Raw genomic sequence first — 13,950 nt, 5'->3', positions numbered from 1 at the left:
ACAATTGATAATTATTTAGGATCTAGTTTTTGAGTCTTTGTTATAATGTTATCAAAGTTTTTATGGTTTATCAATAACTGATTTTAAATTATCTTTTTTGGTTACCACAGGTCTCCCTAAAATTATCAATTGTCCTCTGTTAATTATCCGTTTATTATCGTCTTACTATTAATGCTATTCCTTGTCCGCCGCCTATACATAAGGTCGCCAGCCCGTTTTTAGCTTCTCTTTTTTCCATTTCATGTAATAGAGTCACCAAAATTCTAGCTCCTGAAGCACCAATTGGATGGCCCAGGGCTATAGCTCCTCCATTTACATTTGTCTTTTTCGAATCCAATCCTAAATCTTTAACCACTGCTAAAGATTGTGCTGCAAAGGCTTCATTTGCCTCCACTAAATCCAAATCTTCTACATCTATTTTAGCCTTCTCTAATGCCTTTTTTGTTGCTGGTATAGGACCCGTTCCCATTATCTTAGGGTCTACACCTGCTGAAGCATAGGATAGGATAGTAGCTAAAGGTTTAATTCCCAATTCCTCTGCTTTTTCCTTAGACATAATAACTAAAGCTGCTGCTCCGTCATTAATTCCCGATGCATTTCCTGCTGTTACTGTACCATCTTTTTTGAAAGCTGGTCTTAATTTTGCCATTCCTTCTATTGTTGAACCAAATCTTGGATGTTCATCCTTATCTACAACTATTGGTTCTCCTTTTCTTTGAGGAACTTCTACCGGAACTATTTCATCTTTAAACCTTCCTTCTTTAATAGCTTTTTCTGCCCTCAGCTGGCTATTAAGAGCGAATTCATCCTGTTCTTCTCTAGATAAATTCCATTGTTCTGCTATGTTTTCAGCAGTAATTCCCATATGATAATCGTTGAATATATCCCAAAGTCCGTCTTTAACCATATAATCTTCTATAACCCCATCTCCCATTCTTTGTCCCCATCTAGCCTCTTTCAAAAGATATGGAGCTTGGGACATGTTTTCTGTACCACCTGCTAGGACTATGTCTGCTTCTCCCGCCATTATAGCTTGAGCTGCTAATGCTACAGTCTTTAAACCAGAACCACAGACCTTATTTACTGTAAAAGAAGGTACTTCTACCGGTATTCCCGAATGAACAGAAACTTGTCTAGCTACGTTTTGACCTAATCCCGCTTGCAAAACGTTTCCAAATATAACCTCATCAACCATATCTGGTGTAATATTAGCTCTATTCATAGCTTCTTTAGCTGCAGCGGCACCTAATGTCACTGCTGAAACATCTTTAAAACTACCGCCAAAAGTTCCTATAGCCGTCCTAACTCCAGACACAATAACAACTTCTCTCATATATCTTACCTCCTAAATATATTTTTATATTAATTTGTTTCCTTATCTAATCCTAATGATATTGCAAATATCATGCCAATAAATTAGGAAGTAAAAATATTTTATCAACGGCCCTAAACTTGTATTTTCTAGGGTTTACAACATAGTAAACCAATAATAGCAAATTCTTAAATAGTTTGAAAGTAAAAAAAGTGTAGCTAATATGATACACTTTTTTCATAAGCATTTTTACCCTATAGCTGTTCTTCAACCTCTATAATCTATCATGAGTGGTAAAATCCATTATAAAACTGTAGCCAATTATCTACAGTTCATTTTTTTTTGTAGATAATTGGCTACAGTTAAAGGCTTAACCCATATTTTTCGATTTTTTTATATAAGGCAGTTCTATGAATTCCTAAATATTCTGCAGCTAAAGTTTTATTACCTTTTGTATTGGTTATTGCATTTACTATAGCTTCCTTTTCCGCTTCAGCCACAACATCCTTTAATGGAAATATTTTTTCTTTGCCTTCAATATATATTTTATTCTTTACTAATCTCTCTGGCAAATGTTGAGGTAGTATAATCTGTTGAGTAGATAAATTTATGGCCCTTTCCAATACATTTCTTAATTCCCTCACATTTCCAGGCCAATGGTACTTCATCAATATATCCATAGTCTCATTGTCTATTATCTTTATTTCCGTATTCAGTTCTTCTACTAGATACTCTAATAGATGCTCCGCTATTAGGGGGATATCTTCTTCTCTTTCCCTAAGGGGAGGAATATCTATGCTTATTACATTTAATCTGTAATATAGATCTTCCCTAAATCTTCCTTTTTCTACTGCCTCTTCTATTTTTTCATTTGTAGCTGCAATGATCCTAGCATCTAAAATTATTTTTTGATTTCCACCTACTCGTTCAAATTCTTTTTCTTCTAATACTCTTAAAAGTTTCACCTGCATTTCAAGAGGCATATCTCCAATTTCATCTAAAAATATTGTGCCTCCATTTGCCAATTCAAACTTTCCTGTTTTACCTCCTCGTCTTGCTCCAGTGAAGGCTCCTGATTCATAGCCGAATAATTCTGATTCTAATAATTCTCTAGGTATGGCAGCACAATTAATAGGGATAAAAGGACCAAATTTTCTATAACTGGCTTTGTGAATAGCTTGAGCAAATAGTTCCTTCCCCGTACCAGACTCCCCTAAAATCAATACTGTAGAATTAGATTGAGCCGCAGTTCTACCTAATTTTTTCAAATATTCCATTTTGGGATTTCTAGTAATAATACTATCAAAGGTATATCTACTATCCTGCAGCCTTTCAATTTCACCCTTATATTCATTAATTTTATTTTCCAATTCAATTAATTCTTTAGCCATTTCCCTTATATCACTGGCATCTCTAAATAATACAGCTCCTACTGCTCCTATTATTTTCCCTCCTCGGATAATAGGTACCCTATTAGCTACCATATCATGGCCTTGTATCCTCTGAATATGCCTAATCTCTTTTTTCCCAGTTTTCACAACTACATCAAGTCGAGTATTTTCTATAACCTGGCTTACTGGTTTGCCTATAGCATCCTCTTCTTTTATTCCTAATAACTCTTCATAATTCCATTTTACAATTTTACCCTCGCTGTCAACTAAAGCAAAACCTTCGTATGCATATTCTAGGAGATCTTCTATCATATCCAAACTCATCTTCTCTTCCAATAACTGGCTTTGAGAATCTTTAATAGCTGTTATATCTTGAATTATAAATATATGACTTAACAAATCTCCATCTACTTCATAAGGAGTATATTTTAGCAATAGATGACTACCATTAGAATTATATTCCTTTTCTCTTTTTTCTCCATCTAATAAGAAAAACTCCTTTAGCTTTTTATCTTTAATAAAGCTTGGAAAAGGATAAGATTCAAGTTCTTTCTTGTCTATATCTAGCATCCTTAAAACAGTCCCATTTCCATAGCATACCTTACCATCTCCGCCAACTATTAGTATGCCATCTAAAAGAGATTCCAATAAAAAGCTTAAAAAGTCTGGATTATAGATTGGTAGATTCATAAAATCACTCCTATTTTGTATAGAACCCATGTTTAAGAATAATATCTACAATCCTTTCAGAAGCTTTTCCATCCCCATAAGGATTTACTGCATTGGCCATTTTATTATATTCTTTTTTATCTGTTATTAAAGTATCTATTTCATTTAATATATTATTATAATCTGTACCTACTAATTTAGCAGTACCTGCTTCGATTCCTTCTGGTCTCTCTGTTTCTTCCCTTACTACCAATACTGGTTTCCCAAGACTTGGAGCTTCTTCTTGTAGCCCTCCTGAATCGGTAACTACTAGATAGGATTTAGCCATTAAATTAGTAAAAGGCTCATAGTCCAACGGTTCTATCAAATGAACTCGCCTATTTTCTTTAAATATCCTATTAGCTATTTCTCTAACTTTTGGATTCAAATGGATTGGGAATACAACTTCTACATCTTCATATTCTAAAGCTATTTGATTCATGGCAGAAAATATATTCTCCATAGGCTTGCCTATGTTCTCCCTTCTATGGGAAGTTAATAGTATTATTCTTTTGTTTTTATAATCAATATTGTCCAACAAAGGCATATTAAAAATATAATCTTCTTTAACAGCAAATTTTAGAGCATCTATTACCGTATTTCCTGTAATGAATATTTTTTCCTCAGGATAACCTTCTCTTAGAAGATTGTCCCTATTGGTTTCAGTTGGCGCAAAATGAAAGTCTGTAAGTATTCCAGTCAACTTTCTATTTGCCTCCTCTGGATAAGGGGAATATAAATTCCCTGACCTTAAGCCTGCTTCTACATGACCTATTTTTATCTTTTGATAAAAAGCAGCTAGAGCTCCTGCAAATACGGTACTAGTATCTCCTTGAACCAGTAATACATCTGGTTTTACTTCCATTATTACCTTTTCCAAACCTTCTAAAGCCCTCATAGTAATTTCCGTAAGGCTTTGACCTGGTTTAAAAATATTCAAATCATAGTCCGGTTCTATTTGAAAAAGGTTAAGTACTTGATCTAACATTTCCCTATGCTGGGCTGTTATACATATAGTATTATCTATTTCAGAAATATTTTCCATAACCTTTATAATAGGGGCCATTTTAATCCCCTCAGGTCTCGTACCAAACACTGTCATAACTTTAATCTTCTTCATTTTCATCCCTCTTCTTCCCGCTAATTAATCCCATCTTACTAGCCAATAATATGGTAAGTACAAAGACTATTACGGCAACAAAAACTGCTCTTTTACTATTGGTTTTTGCTATAAAAATAGCACATAGTCCAAAAATAGCAGAGATGGAATATAGTATTAATACAGTTTTTTTCTGAGAATATCCCATATTTAATAATCTATGATGAAGGTGTCCCTTATCTGCTTCTGCAATAGATTTACCATTTAATAATCTTCTAAATATGGCAAAGGTTGTATCAAAGATAGGAACTCCAAGAATTATTATTGGAACCACAACTGCAATTGTTGCAACAGATTTCATGACTCCCTCTATAGATAGAGCAGCTAGCATGAACCCCAATAATAAAGCTCCTGTATCCCCCATAAATATCTTGGCTGGGTTAAAATTATAAGGTAGAAATCCAATACAGGATCCTGCAACTATAGCAGACATAATCATAATAGGAATATAACTAAATTTATTGGCAACAAATAAAAAGGATAGGCTGGCAATCATAGCAACGCCTGCAGCCAAACCATCTAATCCATCAATTAAATTTAATGTGTTGGTAATACCTACTACCCAAAATATGGTTAACGGAATAGAAAATCCATTTAATAATAATAGAGTACCTGGTTTACCGAAAGGATTAGTTATAGCATCTATTTTTACATCTCCTAAGATTAACACAATAGAAGCTATTATTTGAAATGTTAATTTCGCCTTTGGGCTTAACCCTCTTATATCATCTATTATACCAGATATACATATTATGCTTCCTCCAATTATAATAGAAATTAAGGTTCTATCTTTTGGTAGAAATATTAAGGAAGATATAATAATTGCAATATAAATTGCTAACCCTCCCATTAAAGGCATAGGTTTATTATGTACTCTTCTTTCATCTTTAGGAACATCTACTGCTCCATATTTTATCGCTAATTTTTTAGCAATTGGAGTCATGAATAGTGATATAGCTGCTGATATTATAAATGGTAATATTATGTTTTCCATATATTTTCGCTCCTTATTATAAGTTCTCTTAAAATTTTATATTATTATGATGAATAAGTCAATTAAAAGAAATGAGTCAAACTATATCCTTAATATAACAAAAGCGAGCTGTAGAATATTCTATAGCTCGCTTTACCGTAAGTATATTATTATTTTGTACCAAACAATCTATCCCCTGCATCTCCTAGACCTGGAACTATATAAGCATCTTCGTTTAATTTCTCATCTATATTTGCCACATAGATATCCACATCAGGATGAATCTTTTGAACTGCCTCTATTCCTTCTGGTGCTGCAATTAAACAAACTAGTTTAATGGAATTAGAGCCTTTATTCTTTAAAAACTCTATAGCTGCTATTGCTGAACCACCAGTAGCCAACATTGGATCCAGTACTATTAGCTCCCTCTCTTCAATATCATATGGCAGCTTACAATAGTATTCCACCGGTCTTAAAGTTTCAGGGTCCCTATATAATCCTACATGACCAACTTTTGCAGCAGGTAGTAAGTTTAACATCCCATCTACCATACCCAAACCAGCTCTTAATATTGGAACTAATCCTAGTTTTTTACCGGATATCACCTGTGTCTTGGTAGTGGTTATGGGGGTTTCCACTTCTATTTCCTCTAAAGGCAAATCTCTAGTTACCTCATAAGCCATAAGCATGGATACTTCTTTTACCAATTCTCTAAACTCCTTAGAGCCTGTATTCTTGTCTCTAATAAATGTAAGTTTGTGCTTGATTAGTGGATGATCTAAAACTATAACTTTTCCCATGAAAAAACTCCTTTCATTTAGTTTAAAAAACTTCTAAATAATTATATCATAAATTAGCTTCTATATCAGAAATTTTATTAACCCTTCTTTCATGCCTTCCACCTAAAAATTGAGACTTAAGCCAAGTAGATACTATTTCTATAGCTAAATCTTTTCCTATTACCCTTCCACCTAACGCAATTATATTAGCATTATTATGTTCTACACTCATTCTAGCAGAATAGGTGTCGCTGCAAAGAGCACATCTAATACCCTTTACTTTATTACAAGCAATAGATATGCCTATACCAGTACCACATATGGCAATACCCCTATCAACTTCCCCAGCTATAACTGCTTCTGAAAGCTTTCGCCCATAATCAGGATAATCTACCGACTCTGGAGAATGGGTACCATAATCCATACACTCAATACCCTCTTTTTCAAGAAATTCCTTAATATATTCCTTTAATTCAAAACCACCATGGTCACTACCTATACCGATTTTCAAAAATATCTCCTCCCTTGTTTCAATTGACAATTCATGATTATTGAGGTCTCGCTTTTCAATTGCCGACTGTCAACCGCTTAATCATTTCTTTTAGCGCTTCTTTTATTTCCTCTTTTGCTTTATTATAAACCTGTAGATCTCCGCCAAAGGGATCATCTATGTCCTCTTCTTCTCCATAGGCGTATTCCTTAAGAGTATAAATCTTTTCTTTGACAAAATCAAATTTAGACAGCAATGCTCTCTTATGAGATATGCCCATAGTTAGAATTAAATCTGCTTCTTCTAATAAATCCCTATAGATAATATTTGCTCTATGATTACTTAAATCTATTCCCTCGGATTTTAAAACTTCAATGGCATTTTTAGAAGCCTCCTGACCATCAAAAGCAAATATCCCTGCTGACTTTACTTTTATATCTAGACCCTTTTCTTTAACCATTTCCTCCAAAAGGGCTTGGGCCATAGGGCTTCTGCAAGTATTGCCAGTACAAACAAAAAGTATGTTCACATTTCTCTCTCCTTATACCTTTATTATATTTCCTCCTGATGCCTTTTTTAATCTATTCATAATAGCTGTGCCAATATAAGATAATCCTACTCCTTCTGCTAGAATTACATCTACTTCTTTCTGGTCAAATAATCTAATAGTATTAAACAAATTATGTCCGATGGTTTCCATGTTTTCCCTACTTCCTACAGATATTACAACTCCCCTTTCATATCTATCCTTAGTCTCCTCTGTTGCCATTATGCCAACGATTTTTCCCTTAGATATAAGTTCCTCTGTTTGTGATTTTATTTTCATCACTATATTCTCTAATTCTCCAGTAAAAACCAACATATCTGCTTTAGGTGCATAATGTCTGTATTTTTGGCCTGGAGATTTGGGAACTATATCCTTATTATCCTTTATAATACTAAGATCTTCTTCTACCTGAGGAATTATTTTTTGTAAATCTTCCAATGTTATTCCACCAGGTCTTAATATCATTGGTATTTTCTCCGTTAAATCCAATACAGTAGACTCTAAACCTACCCCAGTATTTCCTCCATCTATTATCATATGAACTTTCCCATATAAATCCTCAATAACATGGTCTGCTGATGTAGGGCTAGGTTTGCCAGAGGTATTAGCAGAGGGTGCAGCAATAGGTACACCACTGTTTTTAATGAGCTCTATAGCAATAGGATGGTTAGGCATTCTAATAGCTACAGTATCAAGGCCAGCAGTTATTATATTTGGAACCTTATTACTTTTTCTAAATAATATGGTTAGAGGTCCTGGCCAAAATCTTTTCATCAAAATCTCCGCTTCTTTAGATATGGACTTTACTAAAGGTTTTACATCTTCTATGGAAGATACATGGAGTATTAAAGGATTGTCCTGAGGCCTACCCTTTGCAATAAATATTTTCTTCACCGCTTCTTCGTCAAGGCCATTTGCGCCTAGACCATAAACTGTTTCAGTAGGAAAAGCCACCAGTTTCCCTTCCTTAATGAACTTAGCTCCTTCTAGTATCAATTTTTCTTCTAGATTTATTTTATTTAGTTTAATTATTTTAGTTTCTATTTTCTCCATAATGTCCCTTCTTTTCTCCTCTTTCTTCATTTTATATTATACATCATTACACGAATAATTAAATAAATTTTTCATTTAAATATTTTCCTTTATAAATCTTCTTTATATAATTCTTTTATCTATTAATATATCCAATTGGTAGTCATTAATATTAAATGTTACACTATTATAGATATTCTATAATTATGATAAAAGGAGAGATGGAAATGAGACCTAAGGTTATGGAAGAAGTGGAGGCCCTAAGAGGCGTTAACTCCGTTAAGATCAAAGAAGCTCATGAAGCTGGAAAGAAAGTAGTGGGAATGTATTGCGTGTTCTCACCACAGGAAATAGCTTTAGCTGCCGATGCAATTTCAGTTACACTTTGTGGAACTACCCAGGAACCAATTGAAGAGGCAGAAAAAAAGTTACCACGAAATCTATGTCCCCTTATCAAATCTAGTTATGGATTTGCCATAACTGACAAATGTCCCTATTTTTACTTTTCCGATGTATTGTTAGCAGAGACTACTTGTGATGGTAAAAAGAAAATGTATGAACTAATGGCTGAACTAAAACCTATGCATGTAATGAATCTACCTCAAACAGCAGAAGGAGAACTAGCCTTAACCATGTGGAAAAATGAAATGGTTCGATTCAAAAACTTTTTAGAAAAACAACTAGATGTGGAAATTACTGAGGAAAAGCTTAGAAACGCTATTAAACTGATGAATAGAGAAAGGGATGCTATGAAAAGGCTTCACAAATTAAATGCCCACAAACCAGCTCCATTGACAGGAATAGATATGATGTTAGCTCAATGGCTGAAGGGATTCAATGTGGACAAAGAAGCTGGCATAGACTTGATTGAAAGACTAATAGAAGAAGTGGAAGAACGGATAAAAGAAGGAATATTCGCCTTCGATGAAAAAGCTCCGAGAATTTTACTAACCGGATGTCCTGTAGGAAGTGGTTCAGAAAAAGTAATAAGGATTTTAGAAGAATCAGGGGCTTCTGTAGTTGCTTTAGAAAATTGTACCGGTTATAAAGGTTTGGATATAATGGTGGATGAAGAAAAAGATCCTATTACAGCCTTAGCCGAAAAATATCTTAAAACCCCTTGTTCCTGTATGACTCCTAATAATAGTAGAATGGACTTAATTAAAAGATTAGCTGAAGAATATGAAGTAGATGGAGTAGTTGATTTAACATGGCAAGCCTGCCATACATATAATATAGAATCCTACTTTGTTAGAAATTTTGTTAAGGATGAATTAAATCTACCTTTCTTACAAGTTGAAACGGATTATTCCGATTCAGATTTAGGTCAAATTAAAGTTAGAGTAGAAGCTTTCTTAGAGACTATAAATACTAGGGTTACAGCATAGATGTAATTTACAAGGAAGTGATATTTTTGATTAGTATTGGTATAGATGTAGGATCTATAGCAGCAAAAATTGCAGCCTATGATGGAGAAAAGATAATTGGCACTGCCCTTTTGCCTACAGGATGGAGTCCGAAAAGTGTAGGAGAACAGTTGTTGAAAGAAATTTTAGAGCAAACCAAAACTTCTAGGGATAATATTAAATCCATTGTAGGAACCGGTTATGGTAGGGTATCCTTGCCCTTTGTAGATAAAAAAGTAACTGAAATAACCTGCCATGGAAAAGGTGCCTACTATATCGACCCTAAGATTAGGACTGTAATAGATATAGGTGGACAGGATAGTAAGGTGATAAAATTAAATGAAAAAGGTATGGTTGTAGACTTCTTAATGAACGATAAATGCGCTGCTGGAACGGGACGATTTCTTCAAGTAATGGCAAACGCCTTAGAGGTAGATATTGACGACCTTTCCCGATTAGCTACAGGAGCAGAACCTGCTAATATCAGCTCTATGTGTACTGTATTCGCCGAATCAGAAGTTGTTAGCTTAGTGGCAGAAGGTACTCCAAAGGAAAAAATCGCAGCAGGCTTACTCCAATCCGTGTGCAATAAAACCTATTCTTTAGTAAGTAAGGTAGGTGTTGAGGATAAAGTATTTTTTTCCGGTGGGGTTTCAAGGAATGAAAAATTAGGAGAATTGCTTGAAGAAAAACTAGGGGTAAAGATTGTTTCCACTAAGGAATCACAATTTCTAGGTGCCATCGGAGCCGCTATAATTGGATATTAAGATAATGTTCAGTTCACAATTAAGACAGGAGAACACTTCTCCTGTCTTTTTTAAATCCTTTGAATTAGATACTTATTTACAAATATATGTGCAAATTTCCTCTGCCATGGCAGACAAATCTATTTCATTTTGTTTCTCTATAATCTCCTGATATCCAGGGATAATGGAGTCCACTCCGTTATAAGTTCCTCCAAGTGCACCAGTAATGCTTGCAATAGCACTTGTTTCATCTCCAATATTAACTCCACCATAAATAGATTCCATGGTTTCACCATTATTGGCTATAAACAAACCAAAGGCAGCAGGAACTGTTTCAGAAATTGCTGGTCCACTACCAATAATGTCAGCAAGCTTTTCCATTATTATATCTGGACTCCCTTCTTTAATCGCTAAATTCACAGCCATATCCATTCGCTTTTGTACAGAAGGTCCTGGATAATGTAGTCCAATTTTTTCTCCTTTACTTTCTCCAATTTTCGCACCATAAAACCCAGCTTGAACTATATCATAAACATTTACTTTTTCCTCCATAGCTCGGCTTACTGCTGCAGCTACTGCACAAGCACCTGAAATACTATATTTATCATCATGGGAAGACATAGTTATAGCTATAGTGCAATCAATAGCTTTATCTAGATTCCCTGGATTAAATAGGCCCATCGGGAAAGCTTTAGTTGCTGCACCATTGCTTGACAATGCATAATAATGCCCTTTAAAGAGCTTATTACCTAAATGGCCTGCATATGCCCAATCGCTGACTTCACCTTGGTCCTCCTTCAATCTATTGATTACTTTCCTAGTGGTCATACCCGCAAAAGGCTGGAACCACTCTTTATAGGATGCCCATTCCAACAATGCCTGTTGTGCCAGTTCAGTTGAAAAACTTCCATTGGTTTTTAGTACATTTTTAATCAGTATATAAGGAATACTAAATGCATCTGTAATCATACCCGCTTTACGTCCCTTTGCTATTGTATCGTCAGGTGGCGTATTAAAATCCGTCACTTTTCCACCAAAAGTGTCTCGAATCTGACGAATGGACCTAAGTTCTGTGGCTGCACCCATAGCATCCCCTACAGCTGCTCCTAATAATGCACCTAAAATTTTTTTATACATTTCTATTTCCTCCTAACGTATTGACTATTTCCCAAGACAAATGTTTTCTATATCTTTAGCCAATCCTTTAATATCAAATCCGTTAACCTTTTCCAATGTGGGAAGAAAATGATCAGGAAAGGATTTAGAGCCATATAATGTTCCTGCAATTGCACCTGCTGTGGTGGCAAGAGTATCCGTATCATATCCTGCATTGACACAACTAATAATTGTACCCATGGCATCACCATCATTTGCAGCAAATATTCCAAATGCTGATGGTACTGTTTCTGAAACATGAAGACCAGTACCAATTTTTTCAGCTATGTCTATGGATTTTTCCTTAGGAGTCCCCTTTCCAAAACCTATTTCGAGTGCTACTTCCATTCGCTTTACCACACTTGGCCCTGCTGCATCTCGTGATATCTTTCTTCCAATTTTTTCTCCTTCTACAGCACCATATAATCCTGCTCGAACTATATTATATATATCTGCATCCTCCATCATAGCTCTACTCACAGCTGCAGCTACTGCACAAGCACCTGATATAGCAAGATAATTATCATGAGTCAACATGGTTACCTTAGCTGCATTAGAAATGGCTTCATCTAAATTTCCTGGATTCATCAATCCTATTGGGGAAATACGCATAGCTGATCCGTTAGTAGCCTGTCGAGTTGCCAATTTTCTTTTCCTAGATTCATCTACTTCTTTACCTTCAAACTCATAGATTGCTAAACGAGTAGTAGGACCAGCAAATCGATCAAAAAATACAGAATGCTTAGACCATTCTATCAAAGCCTCTTTAACCACCTGTTCCGTTATAATGCCTCTTGCGTCAACTATATGTCTAGCAATAAAATATGCGGAACTAAAATCATCTGTTACTTGTCCAGCCTTGCTTCCAGCAGCAAAGGTATCCATAGGTGGAACCTCAAAATCCGTTACCTCATGGCCAAAATATTCTATAATTTGCTCCCTAGTTCGTGCTTCTGTAGGAGCCCCCATAGCATCCCCTGCTGCTGCACCAATAAGCCCTCCTAAAATTTTATCATACATATGTATACCTCCCAAAAATTTCTCATAGTGAAAGGGCAGATTTTAGATTAAACCCTAACATTTATATAAAATCTGCCCCTGCCTTTCTTTTATTTCCAGCCTTCCATAGAAGCTACATTGTCTTTATTTACTAACTGGATTGGTGTCCAAACTACAGATTCTTTAAACTCATGTCCTTGAATTGCCTTAAGAGCTGTAATAGTACCAGCCTTTCCAAATAAATAAGGTGACATTGCTACAGTAGCATCCAATTCCCCATTCTCAATAGATGCTTTTGCCTCTTCTATAAAGTCAACTCCTACAACAACTACCTGATCTTTCATATCCTTCGCTTTTAATGCTTCCACTGCCCCTAAGGCCATAACATCATTTCCACATGAAATACCTACTATATCGGGATTTGCTTCAATTAGCGCAGCTGTTAAATCATATGCTTGTTGACGATCAAAATTAGCCGTTTGTACTGGTAATACTTCCATTCCAGCGGCCTCAAAAGCTTCTATAGCTCCATTTTTTCTTGCCTCACTTTGGGTAGCACCTGGAATACCCTCAATAACAGCTACTTTCCCTTTACCACCTGTTTTATCAATTATATATTCAGCTCCAATTGTTCCTTGTTGCTTAAAATCTGATGTAATATAAGCTTCAATTCTTCCTTCCGCTTCCTTTAGTGCTTCTTCACTTATCGCATTTCCTACTACCACAACTTTAACACCTTCATTGTTTGCTTCCACAACTCCTGGAATTAAATTATGTTCTGTCAACGGAGACACAGCAATTCCATCATAGTCTTTAGATATAAGTATTTTCATAATATCTAACTGTCCATCTATATCTGTTTCTGTTTCTGTTGCCATTACATCTATGGATACACCATATTCCTTAGCAGCATCTTCATAGCCCTCCTGCATTGTAATCCAGAAGGAATTTGCAAGAGTACTTTCTATTGCTGCCAATTTAACTCCTGTATCTTTTTCTGGTAACGGTTCCAAAGCTTCAAATAATTTTTGTTCAGCTTCTTCCATTGCAGTGTTTGTTATCTCTTCAGTTTGCACTTCTGTTTCATTTTCTTCAGACATTTCTTCTACGTCATCTGGTTGCGTCTCAGTATTGGAACATCCCACTATTCCTATGGATAAAAGTACCACTAACGCAAGCATTAATAAAATTGTTTTTGTAAATCTGTTTTTTCTTAACATGATCAATTCCTCCTAATACTTTTAATATTTATA

13 protein-coding genes are annotated in these 13,950 nt (G+C 35.1%); 2 read left to right on the top strand and 11 right to left on the bottom strand.

Annotated features, from left to right (window positions below; all coding sequences use genetic code 11):
* Positions 1-154 precede the first annotated feature (154 nt).
* From C3E89_RS11410 to C3E89_RS11375, 8 genes are all read right to left on the bottom strand, one after another.
* Positions 155-1,333: an acetyl-CoA C-acetyltransferase gene (locus C3E89_RS11410; RefSeq protein ID WP_236913069.1), complete on the bottom strand. Its 1,179-nt coding sequence runs from the start codon at positions 1,331-1,333 to the stop codon at positions 155-157.
* 341 nt (positions 1,334-1,674) lie between these two features.
* Positions 1,675-3,393, bottom strand: a complete 1,719-nt coding sequence (locus C3E89_RS11405) for a sigma 54-interacting transcriptional regulator (RefSeq protein ID WP_236913068.1) — start codon at positions 3,391-3,393, stop codon at positions 1,675-1,677.
* A 10-nt stretch (positions 3,394-3,403) separates the two neighbouring features.
* On the bottom strand, positions 3,404-4,531 hold the full coding sequence (gene wecB / locus C3E89_RS11400) for a non-hydrolyzing UDP-N-acetylglucosamine 2-epimerase (protein ID WP_236913067.1): 1,128 nt from the start codon (positions 4,529-4,531) through the stop codon (positions 3,404-3,406).
* Positions 4,518-5,564, bottom strand: coding sequence for a glycosyltransferase family 4 protein (locus C3E89_RS11395; RefSeq protein WP_236913066.1), 1,047 nt, complete (start codon positions 5,562-5,564; stop codon positions 4,518-4,520). Before C3E89_RS11395 ends, wecB begins: the two co-directional genes overlap by 14 nt.
* Positions 5,565-5,713: 149 nt before the next feature.
* Complete coding sequence (upp, locus tag C3E89_RS11390) at positions 5,714-6,343, bottom strand: uracil phosphoribosyltransferase (RefSeq protein WP_236913065.1); 630 nt, start codon at positions 6,341-6,343, stop codon at positions 5,714-5,716.
* A 46-nt stretch (positions 6,344-6,389) separates the two neighbouring features.
* Positions 6,390-6,833 carry a ribose 5-phosphate isomerase B gene (gene rpiB, locus C3E89_RS11385; protein ID WP_236913064.1) on the bottom strand — a complete coding sequence of 148 codons (444 nt, stop codon included), beginning with the start codon at positions 6,831-6,833 and terminating at the stop codon, positions 6,390-6,392.
* A gap of 55 nt (positions 6,834-6,888) precedes the next feature.
* A complete protein-coding gene (locus tag C3E89_RS11380) occupies positions 6,889-7,341 on the bottom strand; it encodes a low molecular weight protein arginine phosphatase (protein ID WP_236913063.1) in 453 nt (150 codons plus the stop codon).
* A 12-nt stretch (positions 7,342-7,353) separates the two neighbouring features.
* The gene (locus C3E89_RS11375) at positions 7,354-8,403 is read right to left on the bottom strand and encodes an L-threonylcarbamoyladenylate synthase (RefSeq protein WP_236913479.1); all 1,050 of its coding nucleotides are present in this window, start codon (positions 8,401-8,403) and stop codon (positions 7,354-7,356) included.
* 215 nt (positions 8,404-8,618) lie between these two features.
* On the opposite strand from C3E89_RS11375, the gene C3E89_RS11370 reads away from it, so the two are divergent.
* Both C3E89_RS11370 and C3E89_RS11365 read left to right on the top strand, forming a co-directional pair.
* A complete protein-coding gene (locus C3E89_RS11370) occupies positions 8,619-9,779 on the top strand; it encodes a double-cubane-cluster-containing anaerobic reductase (protein WP_236913062.1) in 1,161 nt (386 codons plus the stop codon).
* A 17-nt stretch (positions 9,780-9,796) separates the two neighbouring features.
* Positions 9,797-10,564, top strand: a complete 768-nt coding sequence (locus C3E89_RS11365) for an acyl-CoA dehydratase activase (protein WP_336512945.1) — start codon at positions 9,797-9,799, stop codon at positions 10,562-10,564.
* A 72-nt stretch (positions 10,565-10,636) separates the two neighbouring features.
* Here the strand turns inward: C3E89_RS11365 and C3E89_RS11360 are convergent, their stop codons facing one another.
* From C3E89_RS11360 to C3E89_RS11350, 3 genes are all read right to left on the bottom strand, one after another.
* Positions 10,637-11,680, bottom strand: a complete 1,044-nt coding sequence (locus C3E89_RS11360) for an ADP-ribosylglycohydrolase family protein (protein WP_236913060.1) — start codon at positions 11,678-11,680, stop codon at positions 10,637-10,639.
* A gap of 24 nt (positions 11,681-11,704) precedes the next feature.
* A complete protein-coding gene (locus tag C3E89_RS11355; protein WP_236913059.1) occupies positions 11,705-12,718 on the bottom strand; it encodes an ADP-ribosylglycohydrolase family protein in 1,014 nt (337 codons plus the stop codon).
* Positions 12,719-12,807: 89 nt separating this feature from the next.
* Entirely contained in the window at positions 12,808-13,917 is a 1,110-nt protein-coding gene (locus tag C3E89_RS11350; protein ID WP_236913058.1) for a sugar ABC transporter substrate-binding protein, read from the bottom strand.
* Positions 13,918-13,950 lie beyond the last annotated feature (33 nt).

This window comes from Clostridium sp. Cult1, from assembly GCF_021655095.1.
GTDB lineage: Bacteria > Bacillota > Clostridia > Tissierellales > Tepidimicrobiaceae > Schnuerera.
This window is presented reverse-complemented; position numbering and strand designations above follow the sequence as displayed.

Excerpts from the sequence above, each read along its gene's own strand:
- C3E89_RS11410 (WP_236913069.1), bottom strand. The coding sequence starts at position 1,333 with ATGAGAGAAGTTGTTATTGTGTCTGGAGTTAGGACGGCTATAGGAACT.
- C3E89_RS11405 (WP_236913068.1), bottom strand. The coding sequence starts at position 3,393 with ATGAATCTACCAATCTATAATCCAGACTTTTTAAGCTTTTTATTGGAA.
- wecB (WP_236913067.1), bottom strand. The coding sequence starts at position 4,531 with ATGAAGAAGATTAAAGTTATGACAGTGTTTGGTACGAGACCTGAGGGG.
- C3E89_RS11395 (WP_236913066.1), bottom strand. The coding sequence starts at position 5,564 with ATGGAAAACATAATATTACCATTTATAATATCAGCAGCTATATCACTA.
- upp (WP_236913065.1), bottom strand. The coding sequence starts at position 6,343 with ATGGGAAAAGTTATAGTTTTAGATCATCCACTAATCAAGCACAAACTT.
- C3E89_RS11370 (WP_236913062.1), top strand. The coding sequence starts at position 8,619 with ATGAGACCTAAGGTTATGGAAGAAGTGGAGGCCCTAAGAGGCGTTAAC.
- C3E89_RS11360 (WP_236913060.1), bottom strand. The coding sequence starts at position 11,680 with ATGTATAAAAAAATTTTAGGTGCATTATTAGGAGCAGCTGTAGGGGAT.
- C3E89_RS11355 (WP_236913059.1), bottom strand. The coding sequence starts at position 12,718 with ATGTATGATAAAATTTTAGGAGGGCTTATTGGTGCAGCAGCAGGGGAT.
- C3E89_RS11350 (WP_236913058.1), bottom strand. The coding sequence starts at position 13,917 with ATGTTAAGAAAAAACAGATTTACAAAAACAATTTTATTAATGCTTGCG.